This window comes from Cryobacterium sp. PH31-AA6 (genome assembly GCF_030063195.1).
In the GTDB taxonomy this organism is placed as follows: Bacteria; Actinomycetota; Actinomycetes; order Actinomycetales; family Microbacteriaceae; genus Cryobacterium.
The window spans coordinates 38,428-64,037 of the sequence record NZ_JASISS010000019.1 but is presented as its reverse complement, the minus strand read 5'-3'; the positions used below and the strand labels follow the sequence as shown (position 1 = coordinate 64,037).

Here is a 25,610-nt window from a genome sequence, read left to right as displayed (position 1 = left end):
GTTCGGTGCTGCGGGGGTCGTTCTGGATTCGTTTGGCCCAGGCGGCGCGTTTCTTGTCGACGAAGCGCACCCCGCCGCGTCTGGGGCTGGTGAGGGCGTCGTAGGTGGAGAGGACGAACTCGCCGTCTTCGGGGGCGAAGAGGCCGTGCAGACGTATTTTGCCGTCGCGGAGGCGGTAGACGCGCAGGTACCGGTCGTCGTGGGCCTGCTTCTCGCGGGCGGCGATGCCGGCCGTATCGAGGTCGTCGCGCAGCCGCCTCGCCCGGCGGAAGCACTGGTCCGCGTTCAACCCCGCCGACTCCGCGAGCAGGATGGTCAGGGCGGCGGCCAGCCGGTCTGCTGTCACGGCGGTGTCGATATCGCCCAGGCCCTGACGGATGGACTCGGCGGCGTCGACGGAGAGGGTGCCGGCGGCGACGGCGCGGGCGATCGGGGCCTGCCACGACGCGGGCGTGTCCGTGGGGGCTGGTGATCCCGTGGGGCCGGTCGGACTCGCGGGGGGTCTGAGTAGGCCCTCAGGGCCGGGCGAGCCAGGATCTGTGTCCACGGTGGTATCGCCGGGTGTGAGCGTCTCCTGCTCGGCCTGCCGGTCCGCGGCCTCGGTGCGGGCGAGCATCCTGCCGACGGCGACGAGCTTGTAGGCCTCGTTCTTGCTCGAGCCGGTGAACTTCTGGATCATCGCCTCCGGGGAGAGGAACCCCTGCCGGGCGGCCAAGCCCGAGTGGCCCAGCTCCGGGCGGGAACGACGGGCGATGCTGCCGGCCATCCACGCGGCGCAGGTTTCCAGGAGACGGCGGGCGGTCGCGATGTCACGCTGACCAGCCAGGGCGGCGGTATCCGAGAGTGCCTCATAGTCGGCACTGTTGCAGCCCAGACGGGCGACGGCATCTGCCGCTTGCCTGAGCTGGTCTGCCGGGGTGGTCATAACACGATTTTAGCAAGAATGGAACACAAATGTGAGAGATTGTCACGTCTTGTGGATAAGTTTTCGAAGGTTTATCCAGTGGTCTCGACAGGCTCGACCACCGTGGCGGACCAGGCCCGAGTCCCGCTGGCCGTCAGTGTGCCCGTTCGCTCGTGGCGTGCGCCGGGATTCGGGGTGAGCGCCGCCCGACTGGTTGAATGGTCTGCGTGACTGATTCGACTCCGATGCCCCGATCCGAGGCCCTCGCTGCCGCGCTGGCCGAGCAAGACGTGGTGGCGGTGGCATACGCCCTCCGCAATGACGTCGTGATCGTGCCGCAGCTCGTGGTGAACGGCCAGGGCGAGCAGGTGCGCGTCTTCGGCCGTGAAGGCACGGAGAAGCGGATGTTGCTGCTCTTCTCCTCCGCCGAGAACTATGCCGAGATGGTCCCGAACGAAACGAACCCGCAGGTCATGGTCGGCGACGCCCAATGGCTGCGGGAGTTTCTCACGGTCCACCAGAACGTGCTCGAAATGGTCTTCTTCGACATCGCCGGCCCGCACGTCATGCAGGCAGACCCTGCAGACCTGATGCGGGCCCTCGGTCCGCTGACCGGCGAGAGCGACGACGAGCCCGAGCAGTAGTCGCGGCAAAGCACGGACTGCAACGAATTCCGGTCCCCATGCTGGGGGTTCAGAGTGAGCCCGTCGGCGTCGCCGTCGCGCTAGGCTGACCCTCGACGGTGTTGGGCCCGCTCTGTGAGCGGGGTCCGACGGACTCTTCGCGGTCCGATCTCCTGGCACCTGTTAGGGAGCAGGTCGCAGTGGTGGGGACTGATCAGGATGCCGTCGGCATCCGTTTGGCGAGCGTCGAGCGACAATTCTGGGTCGACCGGGATGTCGCCCTGCACCTGGCCGAGGAATGGCTCGCAGAGTTCGGCGATGCCGATTTTGGCGCCACCGGCCGGCGGTTACAGGTGCTGATCGCCGGAGTGCGCATCCACCGCGCCGATCCCAGCAAGAGCGCCATCGACGTGCAACAGATCCTGGGCTGGGCGCAGCAGCATGGCGAGGTCGCCCTGCAATCCCGTTGCCACGACGTGCTCGGCTCGCTCTTCGAGATGGTCGGCGACCCCGCGTCCGCCCTCGAGCATGCCGTGGCCGCCAACGACCTTCTGTCCGACTCTGAGGTCCCGCTCATGCGGGCCGCCGCCCGCAAATGCCTGGCCGACGCCCTGGGCTCGGCCGGTTCCCTCGATGAGGCGCGCAGGCGCTACGACGACGCCCTCCGGCTCGTGATCGATGACCCGGACACCAACATCCGGTACATCATCCTCAACAACCTCGCCTTCACCGAGCACCTGGCCCATAACAACGACGAGGCACTCGAGGCCGTCGAACGCCTGGTCGGACTCTCGCAGCTCAGCGACCGCCAGATCGGGATGTCTGCCCGCGACACCATCGCCCGGGTGTACATGGCCGCGGGCCGGCTCGAAGAGGCCGAGACGATGCTCCTCCCGGCCATGAACCCCGTGTTCGGCGATGCGCATCCGGACAGCTCCGCGGCAGCGTTGGTCGCCCTGACCGAGCTCTACCGGGAACAGGGCCGGCTGGGCAAGGCGCAGACCGCGATCGACCGTTGCCGAGACCTCGCCCACCGGAACGGACTGATCCGCCGCACCACCGAGGTCGCCCGCGAGCAGGCAGAGGTGCACGCCGCGAACTCGGACTATCGAGCCGCCTTCGAAGCCTTCCGCGACTACCACGAGAAGTATGAGGCGCTTGGCGCAAGCGAGAATGAGGCCCGCGGGCGCATCCTCGAGGCCATGTTCCAAACCGCGGAGTCCCGTCGCGAGAGCGAGCGTTACCGCGAACTGGCCGAGCGCGATCCGCTGACCGGGCTGCACAACCGGCGTTTCGTTGACGAGCACCTCGGCGCCGCCCTGATGGCTCTGCGTGAGGGGGGCCTGCCGCTCGCGATTGCCATGATCGACCTCGATCACTTCAAGCGCATCAACGACACGCTTTCGCACGAGGTCGGCGACGAGGTTCTCCGCGCACTCGGACGAATCCTCATCGACGCTGCGAAGGCCGTGCCGGATGCCATCGCGGCGCGCCTCGGCGGCGAGGAGTTCCTGCTCATCCTTCCCGCAACCGACGCGGAAACCGCCCATGCCAACTTCGAAGGCCTGTGCCGCACGATCGCCGAATTCGACTGGACCCCGATCACCGGCGACCTGCCCGTCACGGCGAGCATCGGCGTCGCTCTCGCACCCGACGACGGCATCCAGAGTTCCGACCTGATGCGCGCGGCCGACGTGCGCCTGTACGTCGCCAAGCGCGACGGGCGCAATCGCGTCGTCCACTCGGCAATCATCGCCCGGTCCGCCAAAGACTCCGCTGACGAGCACCCCGTCTCGGTCGGCCAATTCGCCGAAGACGCGATCGGGATCGTCGTCTAGTCCGCCGACGGCCTAGAAAACGCTGTCGAGCTCGGCCTCCCTGGCCGTGAACCCGGTCTTGATCGCCAGGGCCACGGCTGCGCCGATCGATCCCGTCGCCGACGCATCAATACGCGTGGCGAAGCCGAGCCGAGCGGCTTCTGCCGCCCGGAGCTTGGCCGCCGACACCGGTCGCACCTCGCCGGCCAGGCTAATCTCGCCGAAGGCGGCCGCATTCTGGGCGATGGGCCGGTCCTTGAACGCCGAGGCGATGGCGAGGGCGATGGCGAGATCGGCGGCCGGTTCGGTGAGACGGATACCGCCCACGGTCGACACGTAGACATCCATGCCGCCCAGGCCCGTCAGCCCTGCCCTGCGCTCGAGTACGGCGAGGAGCATGGCAACCCGCGAGGAGTCGACCCCGTTGGTGACTCGGCGCGGGTTGGGAGCCTGGGACTTGATCACGAGGGCCTGTACCTCGACCGGCATGGCCCGGCGGCCCTCGAGCGCCACCGTGACGCAGGTGCCGGAGACGGCCACGGCACCGCGGCTGAGGAACAGCCCGCTCGGGTCGGGCACCTCGGCGATGCCGTCGCCGGTCATCTCGAAGCAGCCGACCTCGTCGGTCGAGCCGAACCGGTTCTTGAGCGCGCGCACGAACCTCAGCGCGGTCTGTCGGTCGCCCTCGAACTGGCAGACCACGTCGACGAGGTGCTCGAGCAGCCGCGGCCCGGCGATCGAGCCGTCCTTGGTCACATGCCCGACAAGCAGAATGGGCAGGTTGCGGTCTTTCGCCACCCGGATCAGGGTCGAGGCCACCTCGCGCACCTGGCTGGGCTGCCCGGCGAGACCGTCGGAGTTCGAGCTGGCCACCGTCTGCACGGAGTCCACGATCACCAGATTGGGCTTCACCGCGTCGATCTGCCCGAGAATGGTGGCCAGGTCGGTCTCCGCCGCGATGAACAACTCGGGCTGCAACGCCCCGGTGCGCTCGGCCCGCAACCGAACCTGGCTCACCGACTCCTCGGCGCTCACGTAGAGCACGCGGGACTTCGCGGCCGCGGCCTTCGAAGCCACCTCCAGAAGCAGGGTCGACTTTCCGACACCCGGCTCACCGCTCAGCAGAATGACCGAGCCCGGCACGATGCCGCCGCCCAGCACCCGATCGAATTCGTCGATCCCGGTCGGCCAGTGCGAGACCGCGGTAGTGTCCACGTGCGTGATCGGCCGGGCGACTCCGGCACCGCTGATCGTGGCGGGTTTGAGCGAGCGCGCCGCACTGGCCTTCTCCGTGATGTCGACCACGGTGCCCCATTCGTGGCACTCGGCACAACGGCCGGCCCATTTCAGGGTGGTCCAGCCACAGTCCGTGCAGCGGAAGGAGGAAACGGGTCTGGCCATGCCAGCGAGCCTAGCCTCGGCCACCGACGCTCGATTACTGCGGGGCAAGCTCCTGTGGAATGAGCCGGGCGACGTCGGCACTCACCGCAGGCAGGAATGCCTCCGCCCAGACCCGGTAGCCGCGGTCGTTCGGGTGGAACAGGTCCTCCGCCACGTGGGTGGCGATGCTGCGCACGCCCTGCCGCTTGGTGGTGGCATGCAGTGGCACGACGGCTAGGCCGTGCTCGGCGGCGACGGCGCGCAGAATCTGGTTGGCCACCGCGACCTTGCGTTCGTTCGCCGGCAGATGGAAGCAGGGCAGGTCGGCGACCAGTGTGTGCTCGGGCAGCACGGCGAAGATCTCTCGGATGCCGGACTCGAACCTGACCGGATCCCAGAGCGCGATGTCGTTCGCCCCGATCGCCACGGTCACGATATCGGGGGAGAGCTTGACGAACCGCGGGAGCTGGTCGCGCACGGCCAGCTCCACCGTTGCGCCCGACACGCTGAGATTGACCACGCGCATCGTGCGACCGGTGGCCAGACGGATGTGATCGGCCAGCAACCCGACATAGCTGCGGTCCGGTGAGCTCGCACCGATGCCCTGCGCCGCGCTGTCGCCGATGGCGACATAGAGCAGTTCGCCCTTCACCTTGGCGTGGGTGCGCCACCACAGCGAGTGCACCGGCAGGGTCTCGTTGAGCATGGCCGCGCTCTCGGCCAGCCGGCCCTTGAAATTGCGGAAGTTCACCAGCGCGGCGACGCCGATTCCGGCTGCCGTCGCAACGGCGCCCGCCGCGACGGCGAAGGATCGAAGGGTCTGGTTGGCAATTGTCACCCGCCGAGAATACCCCCGCCCGGCCTGACTTTGCTGAGGCATCCGTGAGATTCCCCAACTGGCGAGGGGGCTCGAGCGGATGCCGCGATGCCGACGGATTCGCATCCGGCCGCGGTCTCAACTACAATCTCCCTCGGTACCGTGTCCGAGCGGCCGAAGGTGCAACTCTCGAAAAGTTGTGTGGGGGAGACTCCACCGTGGGTTCAAATCCCACCGGTACCGCCACAGAAAACCCTCTGCATCCCTTTTTTCACTGGGAAGCAGGGGGTTTTTGTTTTACTGCGGCGAACGCAGCGGTAACGGAAGTGGTGTGAGCAAGTGTGAAGTGAGGCAACCGATGAGAAGAAGGATTCACTCGAGTGCCACGTGGCAACACGATTTCGGGTGGCGGTAACGGAGCGAACTTCACTGCCGGGTTGGACGCGTAGATCCTCGCGAAATCGACGTGCCACGGGACACCTGGGGCAGTCCCGTCCCGTTCCTGCTGAACGCGGTGGGGCCGGTTGCGCTGACAGCGTTGTGCTGGGTGGGCTCTGCGGGGCTGACGGCGGCCAGTGACGCCTCCGGAAGCCCTTGCTGACCGTGACCATCGAGATCTGCGGTGCGTCAGCAGGCGCATTCCTCATGCATCGACGGTCGCGGGAGCGGGGCGTCGGCTAGTGGTATCCGTCATGTGGGCCCAGAGTTGAGGCGCGATACGTGGGGCAGCTGAGCGCGCACCTTCCGAACGCGAGAGACTGGGGGAGTGACCTGTGCGCCGTTCGACCCGTCGAGACTCGGTCGCGGGCTCGCGTTCGCCTCGGCGATCGATGATCTGAGTGCTGCGCTCGATCGGAGCCCCACCGTCGTCGTCAGCGCGCCGCCGGGCACGGGAAAGACCACGCTTGTCCCGCCAATCCTCGCTGATCGTGTTTCGGGTCGTGTGATCGTCACTCAGCCCCGCCGGGTCGCTGCCCGTGCTGCAGCCCGACGACTCGCGCAGTTGGACGGATCCCCTCTGGGCTCCCGCGTTGGATTCACCGTCCGCGGCGAACGCCACGTGAGTCCATCCACCCTGATCGAGTTCGTTACCGCGGGCGTGCTTCTTCGTCGCCTGCTCGATGACCCTGGTCTCGACGGGATTGGCGCGGTGATCATCGACGAAGTGCACGAACGTGCTTTGGAGACGGATCTGCTGATCGGGCTGCTCGGCGAGGTCCGCGAGCTGCGCGACGACCTCATCCTCATCGCGATGTCCGCAACACTCGACGCCGAACGGTTCGCGACAATTCTCGGAACGGACGCGTCGCCGGCCCCGATCGTGACCCAGACGGCACCGGCACATCCGCTCGAGGTGCACTGGGCGCCCTCTCCCACACCTCGACTGGGTGAACGCGGGGTGACCTGGGCTTTCCTTGACCACGTCGCGAGCACCGCGGTCGCCGCACACCGCAACCTCGTGCGCACCGATCCTGCGGCCGATGCTCTCGTATTCGCACCGGGTGCGCGTGAGGTCTCTGAGATCGCCGGACGCATCCGTGGTCTCGCCGCGGAGTTCGACGTCCGCGAACTGCACGGCCAGATCCCCGCGGCAGAGCAGGATGCGGTGATCAGTGGGCGGAGCCCCGATGGTGCTGCACGGATCATCGTGACGACGTCACTCGCCGAATCCTCTCTGACCGTCCCCGGCGTGCGTCTGGTCGTCGACACCTGCTTGTCTCGTGCTCCGCAGCGGGATGAAGCGCGCGGGATGAGCGGTCTCGTCACCGGGCCGACGCCCAAGGCCTCTGCCATCCAGCGCTCTGGGCGCGCCACCCGGCACGGGCCGGGCGTCGTGGTCCGATGCGTCGACGAGCGGACCTTCGCCACGGCACCGACGCACGCTGCGCCTGAGATCCAGGCGGCAGATCTCACCGACGCAGCCTTGCTCCTCGCTTGCTGGGGCGCCCCTGGCGGTGTGGGCCTGCGGCTGGTAGATCCGCTTCCCTCGGGAAGCCTGGGTGAGGCCCTCGCCGTGCTGCGTGGGCTCGGCGCGATCGATGCCGATGGCCGCGCCACGGATGAAGGGCGACAGCTCGCCCGCGTCCCGACAGCTCCTCGCCTCGCCCGCGCGCTGCGTGCCGGGAGTGGCCTGGTCGGCGGGCGCACAGCGGCCGAGGTTATCTCGCTGCTCAGCGGTGATCTCCGCGTCGCAGACGGAGATGCCCAGGCCACGCTCACCGCGCTGCGCACTGGACGAAGCCCGGATGCCCGCCGATGGGAGCAGGAAGTCCGGCGTCTCGTGCGCTTCGCCGGGGCGACCAACACGGCGCGAGGAGGCGCTGATCAGACTGGACTCCTCATCGCGCTCGCGTTCCCCGAGTGGATCGCTCGCCGCGTCGATCAGTCCCCACACGGCGCAACCTTCCTTCTGGCCTCCGGTACCCGTGCGGGGATCACCGGTCCGCTCGCTAGTGCCGACTGGTTGGCAGTGGCAGACGTTACTCGTGCGGAGGGGCGGGCGGCCGCAGGAACCGGAGCAATCATCCGCTCTGCCGCCATCATCTCCGAGAACCAGGCGGAGCAAGTGGCGCCCCATCTATGCACAGACCGGGTCGAAGCACAGTTCCTGAATGGGCGCGTTGTCGCGCGCCGTGAACGTCGGATCGGCGCGATCATTCGCTCGTCCGTGCCGGTGCGTGTACAGGCGGACGCCGGCGGACGGGATGCCGTCCGTCGCGCCGTCACAGAGCAAGGTCTCGGAGTGTTCACCTGGTCGGACGCCGCGGATGCTCTGCGGCGTCGCCTCGCGCTGCTTCATCGCGAGCTCGGATCGCCCTGGCCGCAGGTCTCAGACACCGTTCTGCTCAGCACGCTCGATTCCTGGCTCGGCCCCGAACTGTCATACCTCGCCGCCGGCACTCCGGCCGCGCGCATCGACCTTGCCCCGGCACTCCGCCGAATCCTGCCGTGGCCGGCCGCGGTCGACCTCGATGCTCTGGTTCCGGAACGCCTCCAGGTGCCCAGCGGCTCGCATGTTCGGCTCAGCTACCCACCTGCCGATGATTCCACCGGCCGTCCCATTGTGGCCGTGAAACTACAGGAATGCTTCGGGTGGGCGGAGACTCCGCGAATCATCGGAGGACGAGTGCCGGTGTTGTTCCATTTGTTGTCCCCCGCCGGGCATCCCCTTGCCGTGACCGACGACCTCGCATCTTTCTGGGCAGGTCCGTACTCGCAGGTGCGCGCGCAGATGCGCGGCCGCTATCCGAAGCATCCCTGGCCAGAGGACCCGCGGTCCGCCATACCCACCCGGCACACCACGCGCCGCGCTGCCCTGGGCTAGGTCAAGTCCAAATGCGTGGTGTTACGAGATTGCCGCGTGATTCTTGGATTTCTAGGCGTTGAGCGCGCCAAGTTGGATTGTTTGTTCCTCTCTATCGGTCGGGATGAGCTGGAGTGGCCACTGTGCCTCCGGATGTTTCCGGACCCGAGCAGCATGGTTGCGAGCACGAAAGAGCTGGGTATCGCGGAGACCGTCTTCCGGTCCGAAGTCAACGGAACTTTGTGTGCAGAGTCGGTCAGGCGCCTCCTGGATATTAGGGTCGAGGACGGCGGTGGGGATCACGGAGTTCTCCCGCCCGTGAACAGCTACGCAATCATGGGTACGCTCGATGAGGCGCGTTTGCGGAACTAGTTCACGCGCCGCTCGGCGGGCAATGTCCCGTCGCGCTCAGCTCGAACGTGAAGGAAACACCGTGTCTGATCACGCAAGAATCAAGGGCCACACCGTGACCCGCACCGTGCACATCGAGGCCTCGCGCGCGCGGGTCTGGAAGGCACTGACCGACCCCGAAGTGATGGTTCAGTGGTTCGGAGACGGTGTGGTGTTCGCCGCGCTCGAGCCCGGTGCTACTGGCAGCATCGACTGGGATGATTATGGCAGCTTCCCGATCGAAATCACCGAGGTGGTGCCCGACGGCTCGTTCGGCTTCCGTTGGTCGGGAATCCCCGCCGAAGAGCTCGACGAGTACTCGACGCACGTGCGCTTTACCATCGCCGATGCTGGTACCGGGACGGATGTCACGGTGATCGAATCGGGCTTCGACACACTCCCCGGTGGCACCCGCTACCGTCGCGAACGTCTTGAGCAGAACCGGGAGGGCTGGGACGTCGAACTCGACGAGCTCGCGATCCTACTCGAGGGTGTCACCCGGTAGTTCACGATTACGGGGAGTCGTCCGACGAGTTGGCGACGTTGCTCGGCCGGTAGAGGACTATTTGGCAGAGCGCAGAGGACGTGCGCGAAAGTGCCGAAATACTGCCCGGTTATTCAGCGGCCTGTGAGTTATGGGAACAACATGCCACAGGGTTGTTCTTGGAACTGGTTGATTCTGTTCCTAGAACTCGTCCCAAAACGAATGGCCTCCGACTTTCGGAGGCCATTCGTCGTTTCTGGCGTGGGCGGCTCGGGATCTTCCACTCGTGCGGGCTGGCAGGTGCGGATTAAACGACAACGCACGGCCAGGGATGCCGGAGCACCGCTTTTCGGCGCTGCGAATTGTCCTGGTCGTGCGGTCGAGTGTTGGTTGAGCGGGTGGGTGCGCGGTGATGTTCGAAGCGGCGGATCGAGTTCCGCGCTATCCGGGGAACCGGGGGCACCTTGAGTGGCCAGTTGGCCTTGTAGTTGGGGTGGCCTTCGCGATCCCGACGTCGAGTCGTTGCACGTACCGGCCCCATGCCAGTGGTCATCCTGCACGCCGCTGTCCGGGTAGATCGACGGGATCCTCGCGGCGATTGCGTCAATCTTCAGTCGGGGCCGGAACCGCTCATGACACCGGTTCGAAGACCACCACGGCCGTCTCCGTCGGCCGACGACGGGCGTACCCGTCGAGGTCCTTGTCCAGCGACCGCCACCGGTCCCACAACCGGTCCCGCTCCGCTCCGGTCGCGGCGTGGGCGACGACCTGCCGTGTCCCGTCGGCGAGCTGGATCCGAGCCTTCGGATGCGCCTGGAGGTTGAGCCACCACGCGGGCTCCGCTTCGCCCCAGCCGTTCATTGCCATGGTCACCAGGTTCGGACCGTCCTCGTAATACCCGACGATCACCGATCGCTCCTGGCCGCTGCGGCGCCCGACCGTGGTCAGCCTCAACGCGCCCCAGGTCTTGTCACGCGGGCGCCACAAGCCACGGCGCCCACCGGTGACCCGGACCAGAGCCCGGTGCACCTTCCAGAAAAGCACGATGAACCATCGGGGCTGCAAGCGCGGCGTCCGCCCGCTCGCTCCCGGCACTCTGCTGCTGCTCTCCAACTCGGTTGCCGCCTTTCGCCGAGAGTTCCCCGCCCGATGGTCGCTCCACACGGATCGGCCCTGCTGCGCGTGACTCTAGACCCCTCTCCCTCGCGGTGATAGTGGAAACGTAGGTCGGCGGCCTCTGCACGGAGCTCGGGATCACCCGGCAGGCGCTGCGAGGTTTCTCTCCGAGAAGTAGCAGTAGTCCCTCCCCGGTCACTGTCAGATGCGGAAATCGCGATCAAGGAGGAGCGTGAAACCCGTTGTCTGAAGGCCGGCGTCAGCGTCGACTCGATCAGCTTGCAGGACATCCATCATCCCGACTCCGTGAAGGAGGGATACGCGGTGCGCAAACCGCTCAGATCGGCGAGCAGGGCAACCTCGTCGTCGTCCCTGACGGGTCCACTCCATTCGAGCAGATCACGTCATAGTAGAGCTCTGAGGCGGAGCGGGTCAGCGTCAACTCGTCCGAAGCGCATGGTCCATGCAGGCCTGAGCTAAGTATGCTGTGCTGTGTAGCAGTACACTTCTTGTTCAGTGCTAGCTTGCGCGGATGATGACCCCCGCGGTTCCGAGGGGGAAGAGAGAGGAACCCGTTGAACGATACTGACGCCGCTTCCGAATGGCTCACAGTCGGAGAGCGTATTCGCGCGTCCCGCAACGCCGCCGGCATGAGCATCCGAGAGCTGGGTCGACGCATTGACGTGTCGGCAAGCCATGTCTCACAGGTCGAACGAGGCCTGGGGTCCTTCAGCGTCCGCACCCTGTACAACGTGGTGAACGTGCTTGGCATCTCCATGGATGGCCTGTTCGAGGAGGTCGTCGATGCCCAAGGAGTCGTTCCCGCAGTTCAGGATGAACTTGTCGCCACCGAGCGCAGCGCCCCTCTCGATGAGGCGGGCATCGTGCTGCGCCGGAGTGCCCGACCCTCCATTCAGCTGAAGGAGGGTCCGCGTTGGGAACGACTCACCGCGAAGGCCGAAGACGGCGCGGACTTCATCGAGGTCATCTATGCCCCCGCACCTGGGGCGGAGCCGCCAGCAGATTTCATTCGTCATGGGGGCCGCGAGTACGGCGTGATCGTCTCGGGGATCCTTAACGCCCAGGTGGGCTTCGGTCAGGCGCAGCTGCATCCGGGCGACTCGATCGCGTTCGACTCCAGAATCCCGCACCGTTTCTGGAACAGCACAAGCGAAGAAGTCAGGGCCGTCTGGTTCGTTCTGGAGGAGCGAAGTGACCAGAGTTCACGGGGCCCCGGCGATAGTCCGGCCGGGCGGCACAACGGCTTCTAGGCGAAGCGTTCTGTCTAGAAACACAATATTGCTTGCTTTCGTGCAAATCAGCCCTTAGTGTAAAGCCCAGGTTTACACACGATCGGTAGCTTGGCTCCCGGACAACCAATGGAGGTTGACATTCATGCGTGATTTGACAGGCAAAGTAATTCTCGTCACCGGTGGAGGTTCCGGAATCGGAGCCGGCATCTCAAAGGTGATTGCCGAACATGGCGCGCAGGTCGTAATCACGGACATCCGGCTTGAGGCGGCGGAGAGCATCGCAGCGGAGATCACGTCCGCCGGCGGACTCGCCCTCGGCGTTCAGCATGACGTCACGAGCGGCGATTCCAGCCGCGGTGTCGTCGCGGATGCGACGACGCGATTCGGTCAGGTTGACGGACTCGTGAACAATGCTGGTATCTCCAACCGTGTGCCATTCAACGAGATGGACGAGGACGAGTGGAACCGCGTCATCAACGTGAACCTCAACGGGGTTTACCACACCACACGGGCGGTCGTGGGCCAGATGATCGAACGCCGTTCCGGCCGCATCGTCTCCAACGCCTCGTTCGTCGGGCTCCGCGGAATTCCACTGTTCAGCCACTACTGTGCCAGCAAGTTCGGTGTCATGGGTCTCACCCAGTCGCTCGCCGTTGAGCTCGCCCCCTACGACATCACGGTGAACGCAGTGCTGCCGGGTGTCGTGCGCACCCCACTCTGGGAGCCGATGCTCGACAAAGCCGCAGCCGCGGAGGGCATCACACGGGAGGAGGCTTGGGCAGGCGCGATCGCGCCGATTCCGCTCGGCCGCCCCCAGGAACCGGAGGACATCGGTGAAGCCGTCGCCTTCCTACTGTCCGACAAGGCGCGAAACATCACCGGCGCCTCCCTGAACGTCACCGGCGGGCAGCTACTGCACTAGCACCCGCACAGTCCGGTCTCACCTGCGGCAAAGGAGCCCAGCCCAATGAGTACAGAACCAGACGCTCAAACGACTCGAAAAACGGTCCTTGAAGCTCACAACATAGTCAAGCGGTTCGGTGGGGCCGTCGCGGTCGACCACGTCAGTATCACCGTCGGCGCAGGTGAAATCCACGCCGTCGTGGGAGAGAACGGCGCCGGAAAATCGACGCTGATGCGTATCCTCGCGGGCATCCTGGAGCCCGACGAGGGCGGGGTCAGCGTCGACGGATCCGTCCTTGAGCCGGGCGCGAAGGCGTCACTGGAGGCGGGAATCGCCCTGGTACATCAGGAGCTCAGCCTCATCCCCGAGATGACAGTGGCCGAGAACATCCTGCTCGGAGTGACGCCGACCAAATTCGGCGTGATCGACTCCGTTCGCCAGAGAAAGATTGCCGGGGACGCACTGGACCAGATCGGCGTCTCAGTAGACCTCAACGAGCCCGTTTCCAGGCTCTCAATGGCCCTGCGCCAGTTTGTTGAAATTGCCCGCGCGGTTGCGCGAAATCCCCGGGTGCTCATTCTCGATGAACCCACAGCAACCCTGACTCCGGCCGAGACCGACTATTTGCTGAGCATGTTGCAGCGGCTCGCCGCCAGGGGGCTCGCGATCATCTACATCTCACACCGAATTCCCGAGGTGTTTCGAATCTGTGAACGTGCAACGATCCTGCGTGACGGGCAGGTAGTCGAACTCATGGTCATCGCCGAAACAACCCCGAACGCCGTAATCGACAAGATGGTTGGCCGGGAGCTCAAGCTCGATCTCCAGACGCGCCGTGTGGCGAACCCCGGCGCCGTCGTCCTCTCGGCACGCGGTATCCAGGCGTCGCGGGTGAACGGCATCAACCTCGACGTTCGCGCGGGCGAGATCGTGGGCATCGGCGGGCTCGTCGGGGCTGGTCGCAGCGAACTTGTGCGAGCGATCATTGGAGTGGACCCGCGCACGGCCGGTACGGCGACCATTACGGTCGATGGCCGCACCACGAACATCAACGGGTACGGCAACGCGGTGCGAAGCGGTATCGCCTTCGTTCCGGAGGAGCGCCGAACCGAGGGCCTTGCGCTCAATATGACAGTGGCCGAGAACATCACGTTGCCCAACCGTGCTGCCCTGTCCACCGCCGGGTTTCTGCAACGCGGAAAGATCGCACAGTTCGCCATGCGGCTCGCGGATGTTGTCGGACTTCGACCTCCCAAGGTGGATCGAGAGGCAGGCGAATACAGCGGTGGCAACCAGCAGAAGGTCGTCATCGCCAAGTGGCTGGGGCGAGAACCGAAACTGATCGTGCTGGACGAACCCACCCGGGGCGTCGATGTCGGGGCCAAAGCCGAGATCCACCGACTGTTGCGTGAGCTTGCCGACCAGGGCACCGCGGTCCTGGTCGTCAGCTCTGACCTGCCCGAGCTGCTCGAACTGTCCGACGTTATCCATGTCGTCAGAGACGGACGCATCATGGGCACGCTGTCGCCCGACGAAGCAAACGAACGGTCAGTCATGGCACTGGCCGCAGGAGAAAAGGTGGCGAGTTCCTCATGACCTATACCGAGTTGATAAAGACCCCGACACCGTCTCCTTCCCGGAAGACAGGACGGAACCGCGTCTCTCAGGCAGTCGCCTGGGTGGCCAGCCGCGGCATCTTCGTTTTCACCGGGGCGCTGCTGGTCTTCTCAGCCGTCTTCGTGCATGGCTTCGCGAGCTCGGTGAACATCATCGACGTCTTCCACCGCGCGTCGGCTATCGGCATCGTCGCCATCGGCATGACTTTTGTGGTGATCAGCGCAAACTACATCGACCTTTCCGTCGTCGCGCAGATCGCCACCTCCGGTGTCATTCTGATGGCGCTGAGCCCCGAATTCGGCATACTCGGAGCGATGGGGATTGCCCTGTTCTTCGCGCTGCTGTACGGCGTGGTCAACGGGGTGTCAGTTGGCTTTCTCAAGGCAAATGCCGTGGTGGTCACCCTCGGCACGACGGGAATCGGCGTCGGCATCTTGAGCCTCGTTTCCGGTGGCACGATCTTTTACGGACCGGTGGGTGGACCCATCGATGCCTTCGGAGATGCCCGAGTGGGACCCTTCCCGCTGAGCGCTTTCGTGCTCGTCGCCGTCGCCATCGTCGCGGGCATCGTGCTGTCACGCACGAAGTTCGGGTTCATGATCCGCTCGTACGGTTCTAACAAGCAGGCCACCCGGCTCGCGGGCGTGAATAGCGGCGGAGTCGTGGTGGGGGCCTTCGTGCTCACCGCCCTGGCCGCGATGATCGCCGGGTTCGTACTCGCCGCGTATTCCAACACCGCGGTGTCGACGATGAGCGACGGCTACGACTTCCGAGCACTCGCCGCCGTGATCATCGGGGGCAATAGCCTCTTCGGTGGTCGCGGAAGTATTCTCCGCACCTTAGTCGGGGTCATCTTCATCAGTGTGCTCTCAAACATTCTAGTTCTCTCCGGGTTTTCCTTCGCCTGGCAACAGCTGGTCACCGGTGCGGTCATCGTGTTTGCCGTGGCGCTGGATGCCCTTGCACGAAAGGCAGAAAAACGATGAGCACGATCAAGCTTCAGGAAACAGAGACCGGCACCTGGAACCGCGTCAAGAACACGATGGCTCGCCGCACCGAGGGCCGGGCGGTCGTTCTCCTCCTCCTCGTCGTCGCGGTTATCGCCGTGCAGCAGCCCATTGTCTTCGACGCGTACGGTGTCAGTCTCGCCCGAGTCGCTCTGGTCGGTCTGGTCGCCTTGGGACTGACCCTGGTGGTGCTGCAGGGTGAACTCGATCTGAGCGTCGGCAGCACGCTCGCCCTGACCGGGGTCATCGTGGCCTCCATTCCGAACCTGGGCCTCGGCGTCGCCGTCGGGCTCCTCGTCGGTCTCCTGATCGGCGCCCTGAATGCCTTCCTCATCGTGATCGTGGGCGTGAACTCGTTCATCGCGACACTCGGCACGCTGTTCGCCCTCCGCGGGCTCGCTTTCGTGCTCAGCGACGGACGGCCCGTGCCGGTCACGGATATCGACTCAGCGCTGGCATTCGGTCGAGCACTGCTGGGCCCGCTGACCCCCCGGGTGATCATCTTCATCCTGCTGTTCGCCGTGCTGCACTTCTTCATCTCGCGGATGCGGGCGGGTCGTGAGTTCTACGCCGTGGGCGGTAACCGTCAGGCGGCGATCGATGCCGGCATCCCGGTCAAACTGCGACTCTTCGCCGCTTTCATGCTGTGCGGTTTTGTGGCAGCCCTGGCCGGCGTTATCAACACCCTTGAGCTCACCGCCGCCGACCCGACCGCTGGATCGAGCGTGCTGCTGGCGAGCTTTGCCGCCGTCATCATTGGTGGCAACCTGCTCAACGGCGGCCGCGGATCACTGGTCGGAACCATGATCGGTGCCTTCGCGCTGGGCCTCATGCAGGTGGGGCTCACGTTCGCAGGAACGCCCCGCGAAGTTCAGGACATCCTCATCGGCGGCATCCTGCTGGTGGCGATCACGACGGAACCCAATAATCTTCGTGCTCTCTCCGGGCGCCTGCAGAGGCTTACCCGGGGAAAAGCGCCCGCTCAGGCTTAACACAGCAACGAGTCACCACCCGGTGGCGCATCTAGAAAACGAATAAGAAGGAGGCACGTTATGCGAAATTCTCGTATCGCACTTGTGAGCGTTTTGGCTGTTGCAGGGCTGGCGCTGAGCGGTTGTTCGGCCACTACTGGAGCCAGCGATGGAACCGATGCCGGCTACAGGGTCTACGCTCTACTGCCCCAGGGCAATGACCAGCCGTATGGCACCAACTACCTTAAGGCAATGAACGCGGCAGCGGCAGACCTCGGTGTCAGCCTGACGATCACGAACGCGGAGTACGACTCGGCGAAGCAGGCGAGTGAATGCTCGGTGGCCATCGCAACAAAGCCGGATGGAATCATCCTGTGGCCGGCGGCGGTCGACACCATCCGTCCGTGTCTGGAGGCGGCCAAGGCCGCCGGAATCCCGGTCAACGCGTCTAACTCAGACGTCTTGCCCGCGGACAAGGCCCTGGTCGGAACCTACACCGGGCCCTCCAACGACGGCGTCGGCCGTGCGGCTGCCAAGCTCGTCGGCGACAAGCTTGGTGCCGATGGTGGCGACATCATCATCATCCAGGGGCTCTCCGGAAACTCCACGGCGATCGACCGTGAAGCAGGATTCCGTGACGAGCTCGCCGCAAGCTACCCCAACGTCAAGGTCATCGGCCAGCAGCCCGGTGACTGGGCCAAGGACGTGGCACTTACCGTGACGTCGGAACTGCTCACGAGTCTCGGCGCGGAGAATATTGACGCGATCTACGCCGTTGACGACACCATGGCTGCCGGCGCGATTGAGGCCATGGAGAACCGCGGCATCGATCCGACCACCATCCCAGTAGTGGGAACGGGGAACACGAAACTGGGCCAGCCCAACGTTCTCTCGGGCAAGCAGTACGCGACCCTGTTCCAGTCTCCCGTGTGGGACGGCGAAAACGCCGTCAAGTACATCGTTGAGGCGATCAAGGGGAACTCGCTCGACGCGAACTACTTCATGCCCGTTCCCGAGGTCACAAAGGACAACGCGGCGGACTACCCCGCCGAGTGGTAGCACACGCATGACAGCCCGGGTGGGCGCTCGACCGCCCACCCGGGGAATCGCACATACACCCCTTTTCAGGAGTAGCAGATGACCATGTCTTTGGACCTCACGGCACCGGATTCCGCCCTCAATTTCGACAACAGGATGATTCCTGCCCCGGGCCACATGGCGGTGGATTACGAGAAGCGTGTCGACTTCGACCGCTTGCGTGGCTACCGCCTGGGCCGCGCCATGCAATCGCTCGAAGCGAGCGAGTGCGGGGCCTTCTTGCTCTTCGACTTTTACAACATCCGCTATACAACCCAGACCTGGATCGGCGGCGCTCTCGGCGACAAGATGTCGCGGTATGCGCTGCTCGGCCGGGACGGCAAACCGCACCTCTGGGACTTCGGGTCTGCTGCCAAACACCATCGGATGTTCGCGCCGTGGCTGGAGAAGGACCACAGCCACGCGGGCATGCTCGGGCTTCGAGGCGCCATCGCTCCGGAGGCTGGCCTGATGCGTGACGCCGTGAAGGCTATCAAGGGGCTGCTCACCGATGCGGGCGTCGCTGACCAACCTGTGGGCGTCGACCTGGTGGAACCGGCCTTTCTGTTCGAGATGCAGAGACAGGGGCTCAAGGTCGTCGATATCCAACAGTCCATGTTGGATGCCCGCTCGATCAAGTCCATCGACGAGATCATGCTGCTCAGCCAGGCTGCCGCCATGGTGGACGGTGTCTATCAGGACATTTCCGAGGCGCTGCGTCCCGGAATTCGCGAGAACGAAATCGTCGCGCTCGCGAGCAAGCGGCTCTACGAGATGGGCTCTGACCAGGTGGAAGCCATCAACGCGGTCTCGGGGGAGCGGTGCAACCCGCATCCGCACAACTTCTCCGACCGTCTCATTCGCCCAGGTGACCAGGCGTTCTTCGACATCATCCACTCCTTCAACGGCTACCGCACGTGTTATTACCGCACGTTTTCGGTGGGGAGTTCAACCCCGAGCCAGCATGATGCCTACCGGCGAGCTCGCGAGTGGATGGATGCGGCGATCGACAAGGTCGCTGACGGCGTCGGAACCGACGAAGTCGCGCGACTCTGGCCCAAGGCAACTGATCTGGGATTCGCCAACGAGATGGAGGCGTTCGGCCTGCAATTCGGGCACGGACTCGGGCTCGGGCTGCACGAACGGCCGATCATCTCGCGGCTCAACAGCCTCGATCATCCTGTCGAGATCAAGGCAGGCATGGTCTTCGCCTTGGAGACCTACTGCCCCGCATCGGACGGGGTGTCGGCCGCCCGCATCGAAGAAGAGGTCGTGATCACGAATAACGGCGCCCAGGTGCTGACGAAATTCCCTGCACAGGAGTTGTTCATAGCCAACCCGTACCAGAAGTTCTACTGATCGGATGGTTGCACATGAAGAAGGGGTGGGCCCGCGGGCCCGCCCCTTCTTCATGAGTGCTGTGTGTGCGAGCGGTCAGGCCTTCCAGACCGTCTTGAGGTTACAGAACTCCTGGATACCGACCGCGGCGAGCTCGCGTCCGTAGCCGGAGTCCTTGATGCCGCCGAACGGCAGCTCCGGGTAAGACACCGTCATCCCATTGATGAACACCGCTCCGGCATCGACCGCGCCGACGAAGTACGCTTCCTCCGCGTCGTCATTCGTCCAGACCGACGAGCTCAGTCCGAAGGTCGTCTGGTTGGCGATCGCGACGGCCTCGGTGCGGTCCGCGACCCGGTACAGGGTCGCAACCGGGCCGAAAGCCTCCTCCATCACGAGGCGCATATCGTCGCTGAGGTCGGCCAGAACCGTCGGCTCATAGAACCATCCGGCGCGATCAGGCACCCGGCCGCCGGTCAGGACGGCGGCGCCCTTCGCCACGGCATCCGCGACGAGGTCGGCAATTTCGTCGCGGCCGGACTCGGTGGCGATCGGACCGACGTCCGTGGCCTCATCCATCGGGTCGCCGACCGTGAGCGCCGCCATCTTCTCGGAAAAGAGGCGGGCGAACTCGTCGTAGACATCCGTGTGCACGATGAACCGCTTGCCGGCGATGCAGGACTGGCCGTTGTTCGAGACCCGCGCCTTGACCGCGGTGGTGGATGCCGCATCGAGGTCGGCGCTCGGCATGACAATGAACGGGTCGGATCCGCCGAGTTCGAGGACGGCCTTCTTGACCTGCTCGCCGGCGATGGCGGCGACGGAACGCCCGGCCGGCTCTGAGCCGGTGAGGGTTACGGCTTTGACCCGTGAGTCACGGATGACGTCGCCGACGGCCCCGGCGCCGATGAGCAGCGTGCGGAACGAACCGGCAGGGAAACCGCCGCGCTCGAAAAGGGTGTCCAGGTAGATAGCGGTCTGGGGCACATTCGAGGCGTGCTTGAGCAGTCCGGTGTTGCCAGCCATCAAAGCCGGTGCTGCAAAGCGGATGACTTGCCAGAGCGGGTAGTTCCAGGGCATCACCGCGAGTACGACGCCGAGCGGGTCGTATCTCGTGAATGCACTGCTTGCGTTCACCGCGGAGGGGTTGGGGAGCGGCTCCTCCGCGAGGAAGAGTTCGGCATGCTCGGCATAGAAGCGCATGTTCTTGGCGCATTTCAGTACCTCCGCTCGGGCCTGTGCAATGGGCTTGCCCATCTCGATCGTCAGGAGGGTGGCGAGGTCGTCGACGTCGCCCTCAAGCACATCGGCGGCGGCACGCATCCAGACAGCGCGCTCGGTATAGTCCGTCAGGCGCAGTGCCGCGTGGGCGGCAGCTGCCTCGCCGATCCGCCGTTCGACCTCGTCGGGGGCGTGTGCCTGGAATTCCTTCTCGGTCAGCCCTGTGGTGGGGTTTACGGTTGCGATTGCCATGGATGGCCTCTCATTCGGATTGTTCGTGTGGGCTGGTCGGTAGGTCAAAGACTTCGGGATGGCGTGCAAGTTGGAGTCGGGTGCGCCGGATGTGTGATTCGACAACCCGTTCGGCTCCGAGCGCGTCGCCCTCGCGCAGGGCCGCCGTGAGCATGTGGTGCTCGTCATGCATGATGCGTCGGCGGTCATCGTCGAGGAGCATGGCGTAGGTCCGGCGGTAGTACTGCGTGGAATTCCAGAGCCTGCGCACGAGATCGCCGAGGATGCGAGTGTCGCTCGGCGCATACGATGCGAGGTGGAATTCCCGGTCGAGTCGCAGGAATTCCTCAACGTCGGTCGTCTCCTCCATGGCCCGGGCCAGCTCATCGAGGCGGTTGATCATGGCGTCATCGAGATGCGGCATCGCATAGCGCAGCAGCAGGGGTTCGATGCGCTCGCGGGTTTGATAGATCTCCTCGCACTCAGCCAGGGTCAGCCGGTTCACCCAGGCTCCCGTGTTCGCAACCAGCCGCACGAGCCCATCGGACTCCAAGATGCGCAGGGCCTCTCGCACCGGCAATCGGCTCGCGCCGAAGCGCTCGGCAACGTCCTCCTGGCGAATCCTCGTGTCGGGAGGATACTCGCCGGCGAGGATGCTTGCGCGGATGCTGTCGGCGATCCGATTGCGGGCGGTGCCGTCCCGGGTCGATGTTTTGCTCATCTGACAATCCTCACTCGGTCGGGCGCACAGGGTGCCACAGGGTGACCGGTGAGTCCTTTTCGTATGCCTTGCCGTTCGGGAATGAGACGAGTTCGAGTTGCATGCCCCACGGACTCAGGAAATAAACCCAGCGCTGGCCCTCGCTGTAGCGGGAGCTCGCGGTGGGCTCCCCGAGGATGCGCACATTGTGGCTGCGGAGATGCTCGAGCGCAGCATCCAGATCGTCCACGTAGAAGCCGAGGTGGTGCCCGCCGATGTCACTGTTGCGGGGCTGGCGTCGCTGACCGTCAGCCGAATCGTACTGGAAGATCTCAAAATTGGGGCCGGTCCCGCAGCGGTAAAACCGCAGCTCGCGCATGACGGTACGCGGGTGCACGTTCAAGTGGTCGACCATCCAGGTTCCGGTGTCGTCACGGTAGGGGCCCAGAGAATAGACCCGCTCACAGCCGATCACGCCCACGAAGAAGTCGTCCGCTTCGTCGATGTCGGGCACCGTGAAGCCGATGTGCTCCGTGCCGCGCAGCCCTGGAATCGCCATATGAATCCTCCTCGATTGGATCCACTCTACCGGGAATCTCTGAATATTGACCATAACTACTTACGGTTTCCTTGTAATTGGATGCAATGACAACGTATGGTGGGCCGTGGACATGCCCAACTGACTCACGGGCCGACCGATTTCACTGGAGAAAGAGGAACGATGCCGAAAACGAGCCGATTGGATCCTGCCGCCCCCTGGGTGCAGCTCACCACGACGCCTGCCGACTGGAAGGCGGCCGATCCGAAGCTCCTCGCAGCGATACTCGGCGAACTCCACCTCATCAGGGCCTTCGAAGAAACCGTGCTGGACCTGGCGGGCGAGGGCCTCGTACACGGGCCCGCACACTCGAGCATCGGGCAGGAAGGTGGCGCCGTCGGTTCCATCGTCGGCCTCCGATCCAGCGATGCCATCAACGGCTCACACCGGGGACACCACCAATTTCTCGCCAAGGCCATCACGCACGTCTCCTCGGGGGAACTCGACCTTGAGGCGCTCGTGACCGAACCCATTCAGAACGTGCTGCAGCGCACCCTCGCCGAGATTCTCGGCCTCGCCCAGGGCTACTGCGCAGGTCGCGGTGGCTCCATGCACCTGCAGTGGTTCGAGGCGGGGGCCCTGGGCACCAACGCGATCGTCGGCGGAGGGGTGCCGTTGGGGGCCGGCAACGCCTGGGCGCAGAAGCATTCCGGCACAACCGACGTCACGCTGAGCTACTTCGGAGACGGCGCCGTCAACATCGGCTCCGTGCTCGAGACCATGAACCTCGCCTCGGCCTGGAAGCTGCCATTCGCCTTCATGATCGAGAACAACCTCTACGCTGTATCGACCTCAGTCGCCGAAGCGACGGGGGAGCCGCGGCTTTCCGCTCGTGGTTTGGGCTTCGGCATCCCGTCGTGGCGCGTTGACGGGATGGATCCGCTCGCCGTGCATCTCACAATGCAGAAGGCCGATGAAGTCATGCGGTCCGGAGGTGGCCCGGTCGTCATCGAGCTCGAGGTGTACCGGTTCTTCCACCAGAACGGCGCCTACCCGGGCAGTGCCTTCGGTTACCGTTCCAAGGAGGAAGAGGCCTCGTGGCGCAAGCGTGATCCGCTCGAGCGGGTCGCCAAGGAGATGATCGCCCTCGGGCTCATCGACGAAGCGGGCGTGGCGTCGGTTCGCGACCAGGCGCAGTCCGCCATGCGCAAGGCTGCCGGTCAGCTCACCGAGGCTGACCCGGAATCGGCCGGCAAACGCCGTATCCGGGACAACCTGTGGCCCGACACCGACTTCGTCAATGTCGGGCTGCGCGGTGACACGAGCGAATTGGCAGACTCGCGCACTCTCGAACCGCTCGACTACACCGGGGAGCTGGAAGCGAAGAAGTTCGTCGACGCGGTTGCCTCGGTCATGGACCGGCGCATGAGCGCGGACGACCGGATCGTCATCATGGGCGAAGACGTGCACCGGCTCAGCGGAGGGACGAACGGCGCGACCAAGGGGCTCCCCGCGCGCTATCCCGGCCGCGTGCTGGGCACGCCGATCAGCGAAAATGCCTTCGCGGGCCTCGGAGGCGGAATGGCGCTCGACGGGCGGTTCCGCCCCGTTGTCGAGTTCATGTATCCGGACTTCCTCTGGGTCGCCGCCGATCAGGTCTTCAACCAGATCGGCAAGGCCCGCCACATGTTCGGAGGGGTCAACCCTGTGCCGCTTGTTCTGCGTACGAAGGTTGCGATGGGATCCGGCTATGGATCTCAGCACCTGATGGACCCGGCAGGAATCTTCGCGACCAGCCCGGGCTGGCGCATCGTCGCGCCGTCGACTGCGGCCGACTACATAGGCCTGATGAACACCGCGCTCGCCCTGCAGGACCCGGTTCTCGTCATTGAACACGTCGACCTGTACGGCCAGGCCGGCCAGGTGCCGGCCGGCGACCTCGACTATCAGTTGCCGTTCGGCAAGGCAGGCATCCGCCGCGTCGGCAACGACGTCACCGTGATCAGCTACCTCTCCATGGTTCATCACTCGCTGGAGGCGGTTGAACAGACCGGCATCGACGGGGAGGTCATCGACCTTCGTTGGCTGGACGCTGCATCGCTCGACTGGGACACCATCGGAGCGAGCATTCGCAAAACCAACGCCGTACTGATCGTCGAACAGGGAGCGCGCGGAACCTCGTATGGCGGCTGGCTCGCCGACGAGATCCAGCGCCGTTTCTTCGACTGGCTCGACCAGCCGATCGAGCGCGTCACGGGAGGCGAGGCCTCGCCGAGCATCTCCCGCGTGCTCGAGCGCGCGGCGATCGCCCGCACCGAGGAAGTCATCGCCGGCCTCGAGCGCGTGCGCACCGGAATGGGGAAGCGCTGATGGCCACCCTGATCCGGATGCCGGAGGTGCTTGCCAACAGCGAGGAGGCCGCTATTCAGTCCTGGCTGGTCAGTCTGGGCCAGGTGGTGACGGTCGGCATGCCACTGGCCGAGGTCGAGACCGAGAAGGCCATCGTCGAGTACGCCGCCGAGACCGAAGGCACCGTGCTGCGGCTGCTAGTCCGCGAGGGTGAACCGGTCACGGTGGGGACACCCATCGCGATCGTCGGAGCGGAGGGTGAGAATATCGACGACGTGCTCGGTGACAGTCCTGACGTGGCCGCCGCTCCCGATACCGTGCCAACGCCGGATGAGGCGCCACTCGCATCCGTTGCGGTCGAGGTCACGGGGAACGGCGGCCAGGACAGCTCCGAACGTCGGTTCGTAAGCCCCCTGGTTCGCCGCCTCGTCAAGGAACGCGGACTCAATCTCTCTGGCGTGCGCGGTACCGGTCCCGGCGGCCGGATCGTGCGGCGCGACATAGAAGGGATTGAGGCAATGCCGGCCGCCCAGGCGGTTCTGGCAGCCGCTGCACCCGCGCCATCCGCCCCGGCCACCGCGATCCCGACCGTCGCAGCTCCCACGGGCACCGAGGTCCCGCACACAGCCATGCGGCGGGCGATCGCCCGTCGGCTCACGGAAAGCAAGTCAACGGTGCCGCACTTCTATCTCGTGGCCGACTGCCGGGTGGACAAGCTCCTCGCTCTCCGGTCGACAGTGAACAGCGGCGGTTCGGTCAAAGTCTCGCTCAACGACTTCGTGATCAAGGCGGCGGCTTCGGCGTTTCAGGAGGTGCCGGAGGCCAACGCGACCTGGGGCGAGACAGCCGTTCACCGGCACGACGGAGTAGACATGTCGGTCGCCGTCGGCATCGACGGTGGACTCGTGACGCCGGTTCTTCGCTCGGTGCAGACCATGTCGCTGACCGAGGTCAGCCGGTCAGTCGCGGACCTCGCCGAACGCGCCCGTGCCGGCAAGCTTCGTCAGCACGAGCTTGAGGGCGGCAGCTTCGCGGTCTCCAACCTCGGCATGTACGGGGTCACCGAGTTCTCCGCCATCATCAACCCGCCGCAATCGGCCATCCTTGCCGTCGGCGTGGCTCGCCCGATGCCGGTCGTCACGGAGGACGGCGTGCTCGGGGTGGGCGCTGTGATGACGGTGACTCTCTCGGCCGATCACCGAGTGCTCGACGGTGTACTCGCGGCGCAGTGGCTCGGGGCCTTCGTGCGGAGGATCGAGAATCCGATTACGATCCTCATCTAGGGTGTGAATGCCGCGCGTCTGGTCCTGACGTCGATCGCCCGCACGGAACTCCCTCTCTCTACTGAGAGCCCGCGTACCGGTTGGGGACTACGTTCACGCGGTATGGCCGCAGCTCTAGCGTTGGCTGCACCCTGGCGTTTCTGGCCCCGTTTTCGCCGGCGTCAAAAATCCGCTAGCTTCGTTGATCGCGGAGACGGTGATCACCGTTTGCCCGTCAAGCGAGTGGCCCGCCATTGGATTTTTCTCAGAACTCCCCGGTTTCGTTCCTGGAACCAGACGAAAAAAC

20 protein-coding genes and 1 tRNA gene are annotated in these 25,610 nt (G+C 65.1%); 14 read left to right on the top strand and 7 right to left on the bottom strand.

All coding sequences use genetic code 11. The annotated features are described in order from the left end of the window. Positions 1-925 (bottom strand): DUF222 domain-containing protein (locus QMG61_RS12865; RefSeq protein WP_283494727.1); only part of this gene is annotated, 925 nt, incomplete at its 3' end. Positions 926-1,131: 206 nt separating this feature from the next. On the opposite strand from QMG61_RS12865, the gene QMG61_RS12860 reads away from it, so the two are divergent. After that, positions 1,132-1,548 carry an SseB family protein gene (locus QMG61_RS12860; protein ID WP_283494726.1) on the top strand — a complete coding sequence of 139 codons (417 nt, stop codon included), beginning with the start codon at positions 1,132-1,134 and terminating at the stop codon, positions 1,546-1,548. 179 nt (positions 1,549-1,727) lie between these two features. Continuing rightward, a complete protein-coding gene (locus QMG61_RS12855; RefSeq protein WP_283494725.1) occupies positions 1,728-3,365 on the top strand; it encodes a GGDEF domain-containing protein in 1,638 nt (545 codons plus the stop codon). Positions 3,366-3,377: 12 nt separating this feature from the next. Here QMG61_RS12855 and radA read toward each other — a convergent pair whose 3' ends face one another. Then, complete coding sequence (radA, locus tag QMG61_RS12850) at positions 3,378-4,745, bottom strand: DNA repair protein RadA (RefSeq protein WP_283494724.1); 1,368 nt, start codon at positions 4,743-4,745, stop codon at positions 3,378-3,380. Between the two features lie 34 nt (positions 4,746-4,779). Beyond that, the gene (locus tag QMG61_RS12845) at positions 4,780-5,562 is read right to left on the bottom strand and encodes an SGNH/GDSL hydrolase family protein (protein ID WP_283494723.1); all 783 of its coding nucleotides are present in this window, start codon (positions 5,560-5,562) and stop codon (positions 4,780-4,782) included. Positions 5,563-5,697: 135 nt separating this feature from the next. On the opposite strand from QMG61_RS12845, the gene QMG61_RS12840 reads away from it, so the two are divergent. The 3 genes from QMG61_RS12840 (at position 5,698) to QMG61_RS12830 (ending at position 9,740) form a co-directional block, all read left to right on the top strand. Continuing rightward, a tRNA-Ser gene (locus tag QMG61_RS12840) sits at positions 5,698-5,787 on the top strand. A 520-nt stretch (positions 5,788-6,307) separates the two neighbouring features. Beyond that, positions 6,308-8,866, top strand: a complete 2,559-nt coding sequence (hrpB, locus tag QMG61_RS12835) for an ATP-dependent helicase HrpB (protein ID WP_283494722.1) — start codon at positions 6,308-6,310, stop codon at positions 8,864-8,866. A 412-nt stretch (positions 8,867-9,278) separates the two neighbouring features. Further along, positions 9,279-9,740: an SRPBCC domain-containing protein gene (locus QMG61_RS12830; protein ID WP_283494721.1), complete on the top strand. Its 462-nt coding sequence runs from the start codon at positions 9,279-9,281 to the stop codon at positions 9,738-9,740. A gap of 609 nt (positions 9,741-10,349) precedes the next feature. On the opposite strand, the gene QMG61_RS12825 is transcribed toward QMG61_RS12830, so the two are convergent. Then, complete coding sequence (locus QMG61_RS12825; protein WP_283494720.1) at positions 10,350-10,763, bottom strand: nitroreductase/quinone reductase family protein; 414 nt, start codon at positions 10,761-10,763, stop codon at positions 10,350-10,352. Between the two features lie 647 nt (positions 10,764-11,410). Between QMG61_RS12825 and QMG61_RS12820 the strand changes: the two genes are divergently transcribed. The 7 genes from QMG61_RS12820 to QMG61_RS12790 all read left to right on the top strand — a co-directional run bounded on the left by QMG61_RS12820 (position 11,411) and on the right by QMG61_RS12790 (position 19,023). Then, complete coding sequence (locus QMG61_RS12820) at positions 11,411-12,106, top strand: helix-turn-helix domain-containing protein (RefSeq protein ID WP_283494719.1); 696 nt, start codon at positions 11,411-11,413, stop codon at positions 12,104-12,106. Between the two features lie 124 nt (positions 12,107-12,230). Next, a complete protein-coding gene (locus tag QMG61_RS12815; RefSeq protein ID WP_283494718.1) occupies positions 12,231-13,010 on the top strand; it encodes an SDR family NAD(P)-dependent oxidoreductase in 780 nt (259 codons plus the stop codon). A 45-nt stretch (positions 13,011-13,055) separates the two neighbouring features. After that, complete coding sequence (locus tag QMG61_RS12810; protein WP_283494717.1) at positions 13,056-14,588, top strand: sugar ABC transporter ATP-binding protein; 1,533 nt, start codon at positions 13,056-13,058, stop codon at positions 14,586-14,588. Further along, the gene (locus tag QMG61_RS12805) at positions 14,585-15,595 is read left to right on the top strand and encodes an ABC transporter permease (protein ID WP_283494716.1); all 1,011 of its coding nucleotides are present in this window, start codon (positions 14,585-14,587) and stop codon (positions 15,593-15,595) included. The genes QMG61_RS12810 and QMG61_RS12805 overlap by 4 nt, the downstream gene beginning before the upstream one ends. Beyond that, complete coding sequence (locus QMG61_RS12800) at positions 15,592-16,608, top strand: ABC transporter permease (protein WP_283494715.1); 1,017 nt, start codon at positions 15,592-15,594, stop codon at positions 16,606-16,608. Before QMG61_RS12805 ends, QMG61_RS12800 begins: the two co-directional genes overlap by 4 nt. A gap of 60 nt (positions 16,609-16,668) precedes the next feature. Next, a complete protein-coding gene (locus QMG61_RS12795) occupies positions 16,669-17,646 on the top strand; it encodes a sugar ABC transporter substrate-binding protein (RefSeq protein ID WP_283494714.1) in 978 nt (325 codons plus the stop codon). Positions 17,647-17,736: 90 nt separating this feature from the next. Next, complete coding sequence (locus tag QMG61_RS12790; protein WP_283494713.1) at positions 17,737-19,023, top strand: M24 family metallopeptidase; 1,287 nt, start codon at positions 17,737-17,739, stop codon at positions 19,021-19,023. A 75-nt stretch (positions 19,024-19,098) separates the two neighbouring features. Here QMG61_RS12790 and QMG61_RS12785 read toward each other — a convergent pair whose 3' ends face one another. Genes QMG61_RS12785 through QMG61_RS12775 form a run of 3 tightly spaced genes read right to left on the bottom strand, consistent with a single transcriptional unit; the run spans position 19,099 to position 21,713 of the window. Beyond that, on the bottom strand, positions 19,099-20,475 hold the full coding sequence (locus tag QMG61_RS12785) for an NADP-dependent succinic semialdehyde dehydrogenase (RefSeq protein WP_283494712.1): 1,377 nt from the start codon (positions 20,473-20,475) through the stop codon (positions 19,099-19,101). Positions 20,476-20,485: 10 nt separating this feature from the next. Beyond that, on the bottom strand, positions 20,486-21,175 hold the full coding sequence (locus QMG61_RS12780) for a GntR family transcriptional regulator (RefSeq protein WP_283494711.1): 690 nt from the start codon (positions 21,173-21,175) through the stop codon (positions 20,486-20,488). Positions 21,176-21,185: 10 nt separating this feature from the next. Beyond that, the gene (locus QMG61_RS12775; RefSeq protein ID WP_283494710.1) at positions 21,186-21,713 is read right to left on the bottom strand and encodes a VOC family protein; all 528 of its coding nucleotides are present in this window, start codon (positions 21,711-21,713) and stop codon (positions 21,186-21,188) included. A gap of 162 nt (positions 21,714-21,875) precedes the next feature. Between QMG61_RS12775 and QMG61_RS12770 the strand changes: the two genes are divergently transcribed. Both QMG61_RS12770 and QMG61_RS12765 read left to right on the top strand, forming a co-directional pair. Continuing rightward, entirely contained in the window at positions 21,876-24,062 is a 2,187-nt protein-coding gene (locus QMG61_RS12770) for an alpha-ketoacid dehydrogenase subunit alpha/beta (protein WP_283494709.1), read from the top strand. Next, positions 24,062-25,324: a dihydrolipoamide acetyltransferase family protein gene (locus QMG61_RS12765; protein WP_283494708.1), complete on the top strand. Its 1,263-nt coding sequence runs from the start codon at positions 24,062-24,064 to the stop codon at positions 25,322-25,324. The genes QMG61_RS12770 and QMG61_RS12765 overlap by 1 nt, the downstream gene beginning before the upstream one ends. Positions 25,325-25,610: the final 286 nt, after the last annotated feature.

Bases quoted from the DNA above. Each gene is read 5' to 3' on its own strand.
- radA (WP_283494724.1), bottom strand. From the start codon at position 4,745: ATGGCCAGACCCGTTTCCTCCTTCCGCTGCACGGACTGTGGCTGGACC.
- QMG61_RS12815 (WP_283494718.1), top strand. From the start codon at position 12,231: ATGCGTGATTTGACAGGCAAAGTAATTCTCGTCACCGGTGGAGGTTCC.
- QMG61_RS12810 (WP_283494717.1), top strand. From the start codon at position 13,056: ATGAGTACAGAACCAGACGCTCAAACGACTCGAAAAACGGTCCTTGAA.
- QMG61_RS12805 (WP_283494716.1), top strand. From the start codon at position 14,585: ATGACCTATACCGAGTTGATAAAGACCCCGACACCGTCTCCTTCCCGG.
- QMG61_RS12800 (WP_283494715.1), top strand. From the start codon at position 15,592: ATGAGCACGATCAAGCTTCAGGAAACAGAGACCGGCACCTGGAACCGC.
- QMG61_RS12795 (WP_283494714.1), top strand. From the start codon at position 16,669: ATGCGAAATTCTCGTATCGCACTTGTGAGCGTTTTGGCTGTTGCAGGG.
- QMG61_RS12785 (WP_283494712.1), bottom strand. From the start codon at position 20,475: ATGGCAATCGCAACCGTAAACCCCACCACAGGGCTGACCGAGAAGGAA.
- QMG61_RS12780 (WP_283494711.1), bottom strand. From the start codon at position 21,175: ATGAGCAAAACATCGACCCGGGACGGCACCGCCCGCAATCGGATCGCC.
- QMG61_RS12775 (WP_283494710.1), bottom strand. From the start codon at position 21,713: ATGGCGATTCCAGGGCTGCGCGGCACGGAGCACATCGGCTTCACGGTG.
- QMG61_RS12770 (WP_283494709.1), top strand. From the start codon at position 21,876: ATGCCGAAAACGAGCCGATTGGATCCTGCCGCCCCCTGGGTGCAGCTC.
- QMG61_RS12765 (WP_283494708.1), top strand. From the start codon at position 24,062: ATGGCCACCCTGATCCGGATGCCGGAGGTGCTTGCCAACAGCGAGGAG.